Origin of the sequence: Kitasatospora sp. NPDC057198 (genome assembly GCF_042670125.1) — a bacterium.
In the GTDB taxonomy this organism is placed as follows: Bacteria; Actinomycetota; Actinomycetes; order Streptomycetales; family Streptomycetaceae; genus Kitasatospora.
In genome coordinates, this window is the sequence record NZ_JBHUWH010000613.1 from 1 (window position 1) to 4,000 (window position 4,000).

Genomic DNA, 4,000 nt, shown 5'->3' on the forward strand with positions numbered 1-4,000 from the left:
CGGTGGCCCTGCACCCCGGCTTCGGCGACGATGGCGCCGACCGGCGAGGCGAGGCCGTCGACGCTCCTGTCGAGCAGGCGGCTCAGATCGCGCTCAAGGTCCATGGCCTGATTCCTCGTTGTCGGCTCGGGAGGGTCGGTCGGTCGGTCAGGACTGGAAGAGGGCCTCGCGGTCCTCTTCGAGGATGTCCCGCAGTTTGGCCAGCGAACGGAAGTTGAGGCTCTTCACGGCTCCGGGGGAGATGCCGAGCATCTCGGCCACGGCCTCGATGCTGTGGTCCTCCAGGTAGCGCAGCACCACCACCGCCCGGTTGCGGGGCGGGAGTTGGCTCAGTGCGGCGACCATGACCAGTCGCAGCTCACCGCCGTCGCCCGATCCGGACGGCCGCTCCGGCAGGTCGGCGGTGACGATCTCGGAGGACTTCCGCAGCCGCTTCTGCGAGAGGTAGCTGCGCAGCAGCACCTTCCGGGCGTAGGCGTCGATCGTGGACACGTCGCCACCGCGCCGCATCCGGCCCCAGACCGAGAACATCTTCGCCAGCGTGGTCTGCACCAGGTCCTGGGCCTGGTGCCAGTCCCCGCACATCAGGTAGGCGACCTGGAAGAGGCGGTGGGCCCGGCCGCTCGCGAACTGCTCGAACTCGAGCTCCTGCTCCATGCCGCCGCCCCCGTGCCCCGTGCCGTACCGATGTCGCCAGTACTACGCGCCAACCGGCCGCCAGGTTACGCGGGGGGAAGAACTTCCGGATCACAGCGCCGGCGCCCCCGCGCCCCGCCCGCCGGTTCTACTCGGGTTCCGCCCCCGGGGCGGGGTCCGGATCCCGCGGCTGTCCAGGTGCGGCGCGCCGCGGTCCGGCGGCCAGGGCGCGGTCGATCTCGTTGATGGTCCTGGCGGCTTCGGACAGGCGGGCCTTGGCGGCGGCGACCTCCGCGAGCAGGCGGGCGGCCACCCGGTCGGCGTCCTCGTACCCGTCCGGCTCCCCGGGGTCCGTGGGGGTGCGCTCCACGCCGCCGCTCCTTGCAGTTCCGGCTCTCCGGGCAGCTCGTCCGCCCCCGGGAAGGTGCACCCGGCCAGCCGCGGTTCATTTTATTGCATAGTGCAAAGAATGGACAAGCGCTCACCGCCGGGGCGCGGTGAAGCCGCCCCTGACGGCCTCCCAGCGCTGCGCCTGGGCCGCGGTGAGCGTGCCGCGGATTTCGGTGAGCCTGAGGAGCTGGGCCTCGGCCTCCTGCCCGAGGGCCTGCGCCTCGGCGCGGTAGTGGTCGGTGACCAGGGCCTGGAGTTCGGCGTCGTCCATGACGGGGGCGACGCGCTGGGCGATCCGGTTCATGTCGCGGTAGGAGCCCTGGAGGCGGAAGGGGGGTTCGGTGCGGTGCCGGTCGTGCTGGGCGGCGGAGTCGACGTAGGCGCGGTTGGCGAGCATGTCGGGGACGCGGAAGCCGTGGCCGGACTCGGTGTAGGGGTTGGCGGCCATCACGACGGCGAAGCGCTTGCCGCGCAGGTCCCATTCGCGGGGCCGGCCGTCCCGGACGCCCTCGATGCGGCGCCGGGCGTCGCACAGCGGGACGAAGCGCTGGAGGAGTTCGGGCGAGGTGTGCTGGATGTCGTCGACGTACAGCAGGGTGTTGCTGCCGGCGTGCAGGGCGAAGTTGAGCTTCTCGATCTCGCGCCGGGAGGTCGCGTCGGGGGCCCCGGCGGGCGCGGGCGGGCGGGCTGCGGGCGCCTGACCTGCTACGTCGCCGGGCCGGGGCCGGGGCAGCGCCCTACGACCGCCACAGGCGCGGGGTGGGGCAGTGGAGCGTGCCGCCCTCGAACGCGACGGTGGCGCTGCCGGGGGCGATCTCGGTGAAGCCGGCGTCGCGGACGACCGGGAGGCGGCCGTCGGTGAGGGCGGGCCAGGTGGCGGCGGGGGCGGTGCGGACGGCGAGGGGGAAGCCTTCGGCGGCCCACTTCTCGCGCTGGGTCCGGTCCAGTTCCCACCAGGCGAGTTGGGCGGCGTGGCCGGTCTGGGCCATGGTCTTGCCGGCGCTCATCTCGAGGGCGGGGTTGAGCCAGAGCACGGGGACGCCCTCGGGGGCGGGGCCGGGCGGCTCGGGGTCGTCGAGGTCGGTGCCGGAGACCTGGAGCTTGGCGAGTTCCTTGGGCCAGCCGTCCAGCGGGACCGGCGGGAAGACCCGCACCTCGGCGCCGCCCGCGCCGGTGACGGTGATGCCGGGCAGCTCGCCCGCCCTGCGCCACTCGCCGCCGCGGGCGCGCCGGACCACCTTGCGGATCCGGGCGTCCTCCCAGGCGGCGACCCGCTCGGCCCATTCGCCGTCCGGCTCGGCGGCCCGGGGGTCGGCGAGCAGGGTGAGGACGGCGCGCGCCGAGGTCTCCAGCGCGTCGGTGCGGGCGGGCGGGTCGGTCCGCTCCAGCCGGACCAGCAGCGGCAGCACGTACTGCGGGCGGGTGTCGCGGTCTTCGGCGTGCCCGCCGACGGCGGGGGCGGCGGGCTGCTGAGGGGGGAGGTCGAAGGGTGAGCTCACCGTCCCAGGATGCCAGTTCAGCGGCGGTAGCCCCGGCCGGGGTCGCGTTCCTCGGCGTCCTCGTAGTCGAGGAACCAGCCCTCGGGGTGGGTGGCGGCGAGGAGCCGGTCGATCCGCTGGCCCGCGTCGAGGTCGCCGTCCTCCTCGTCGGGGCCGTAGACGCCGAACAGTTCGTCGGAGCAGCCGTCCCAGTCGTAGTCGTACAGGTCGGCGGGCAGGTCGCCCATCATGTCGGCGACCGATTCGGGCTGGGCGCCGAGCAGGGAGCGGGCGTCGGCCAGGGCCAGGCGCAGCGCGACGTCCTCGGCGGGGCAGCGGGGCAGCGGCCACTCGCCGATGGCGAGGTCGTCGGCGAGGTCGTCGAAGGCGCGGGCGAAGGCGCGCCGCCAGCCGCGGTGCAGGTTCCAGGTGCGCTGCTGGAGGCGGCCGAAGACCGTCCAGTCGCTCTCGTCGGCGACGGTGACGGGGTCGTCGCCGTGGTCGTCGAGGTCCTCGTAGGCGGCGTCGGCGAGGCTGATCAGCTGGGTGTGGACCAGGCAGGCGGTGCGCGGGGTGAGCGTCCAGTCGCCGGTGTCGCCGTCGTCGTCGAGCGGGAAGAGCTCGGCGAAGTCGGGGGCGAAGTCGTCGGTGACGCTGATCTCCAGGGTGCCGCCGAGGGCCTCGATCCCGGGCAGCGAGGCGACCAGCCGGTCGGGGTGGAGCAGGGCGCCGAGGGCCGCGTTGGGGTCCTCGGCGACTTCGCGCAGCAGTTGGGCGCGCTGGCCCTCGGGGTCGATGCCGGCGAAGTCGAGTTCTTCGACGGCGGCCCGCGCGGCGGCCCGCAGGGCCGGCCAGTCGGTGATCCGCAGGCCCAGTACCACGGTGGCCTCGATCTCCTGCGCGCCGGATTCCTCCGCCGCGTGCGACCCCTGTGGCTGATCGTTTCGCTCGCCCATGCGACAAGGTTGACAAACCCGGTGCCCGGTGTCCATCAGCTCTCCCGATCCGGTGCCCGGCGGCGGTGGCGCGCGGGCGCGGAACGCGGTTGCCCGGCGCGCCGGGGTAGCCGACCGGCCGGGTCGGACGGGAGGCTGGGGGCATGAGCGAACTGAACGATTTCGGCGGCGGGCAGGACCCGGCCGGCGGTGTGCTGGTGGTGACCACGAACGACGTCCCGGGGCACCGGGTGGTCCGGGTGATCGGCGAGGTGTTCGGGCTGACGGTGCGCTCGCGGCACATCGGCTCGCAGATCGGCGCGGGCCTGAAGTCCCTGATGGGCGGCGAGCTGAAGGGGCTGACGAAGACGCTCGTCGAAACCCGCAACCAGGCGATGGAGCGCCTGATCGAGCAGACGAGGGCCCGCGGCGGCAACGCGGTGCTGATGATGCGCTTCGACGTCACGGAGGCCGCGGACGTCGGCACCGAGGTGTGCGCGTACGGCACGGCCGCGGTGATCGAGCCGCTGGGCTGACGCGCGCGGCGGGGCGGCCCCGGAG

At 74.1% G+C, this 4,000-nt stretch carries 5 protein-coding genes and 1 pseudogene; 1 reads left to right on the plus strand and 5 read right to left on the minus strand.

Features of this window, described 5'->3' with window-relative positions; all coding sequences use genetic code 11:
* Positions 1-147 precede the first annotated feature (147 nt).
* The 5 genes and pseudogenes from ACFUEL_RS36530 to ACFUEL_RS36550 all read right to left on the minus strand — a co-directional run bounded on the left by ACFUEL_RS36530 (position 148) and on the right by ACFUEL_RS36550 (position 3,460).
* On the minus strand, positions 148-657 hold the full coding sequence (locus tag ACFUEL_RS36530; RefSeq protein ID WP_380242022.1) for a SigE family RNA polymerase sigma factor: 510 nt from the start codon (positions 655-657) through the stop codon (positions 148-150).
* A gap of 127 nt (positions 658-784) precedes the next feature.
* On the minus strand, positions 785-1,006 hold the full coding sequence (locus tag ACFUEL_RS36535; RefSeq protein WP_380242023.1) for a hypothetical protein: 222 nt from the start codon (positions 1,004-1,006) through the stop codon (positions 785-787).
* Between the two features lie 111 nt (positions 1,007-1,117).
* Positions 1,118-1,699, minus strand: a pseudogene (locus ACFUEL_RS36540) (hypothetical protein); the annotation flags it as partial.
* A gap of 64 nt (positions 1,700-1,763) precedes the next feature.
* Positions 1,764-2,525: a peptidyl-tRNA hydrolase gene (locus ACFUEL_RS36545; RefSeq protein ID WP_380242025.1), complete on the minus strand. Its 762-nt coding sequence runs from the start codon at positions 2,523-2,525 to the stop codon at positions 1,764-1,766.
* 17 nt (positions 2,526-2,542) lie between these two features.
* Positions 2,543-3,460, minus strand: a complete 918-nt coding sequence (locus ACFUEL_RS36550; protein ID WP_380242027.1) for a hypothetical protein — start codon at positions 3,458-3,460, stop codon at positions 2,543-2,545.
* Between the two features lie 143 nt (positions 3,461-3,603).
* Here ACFUEL_RS36550 and ACFUEL_RS36555 point away from each other — a divergent pair, with 143 nt between their 5' ends.
* Positions 3,604-3,975: a YbjQ family protein gene (locus ACFUEL_RS36555; RefSeq protein ID WP_380242029.1), complete on the plus strand. Its 372-nt coding sequence runs from the start codon at positions 3,604-3,606 to the stop codon at positions 3,973-3,975.
* The last annotated feature ends 25 nt before the right edge of the window (positions 3,976-4,000 follow it).

Bases quoted from the DNA above. Each gene is read 5' to 3' on its own strand.
- ACFUEL_RS36530 (WP_380242022.1), bottom strand. From the start codon at position 657: ATGGAGCAGGAGCTCGAGTTCGAGCAGTTCGCGAGCGGCCGGGCCCAC.
- ACFUEL_RS36550 (WP_380242027.1), bottom strand. From the start codon at position 3,460: ATGGGCGAGCGAAACGATCAGCCACAGGGGTCGCACGCGGCGGAGGAA.
- ACFUEL_RS36555 (WP_380242029.1), top strand. From the start codon at position 3,604: ATGAGCGAACTGAACGATTTCGGCGGCGGGCAGGACCCGGCCGGCGGT.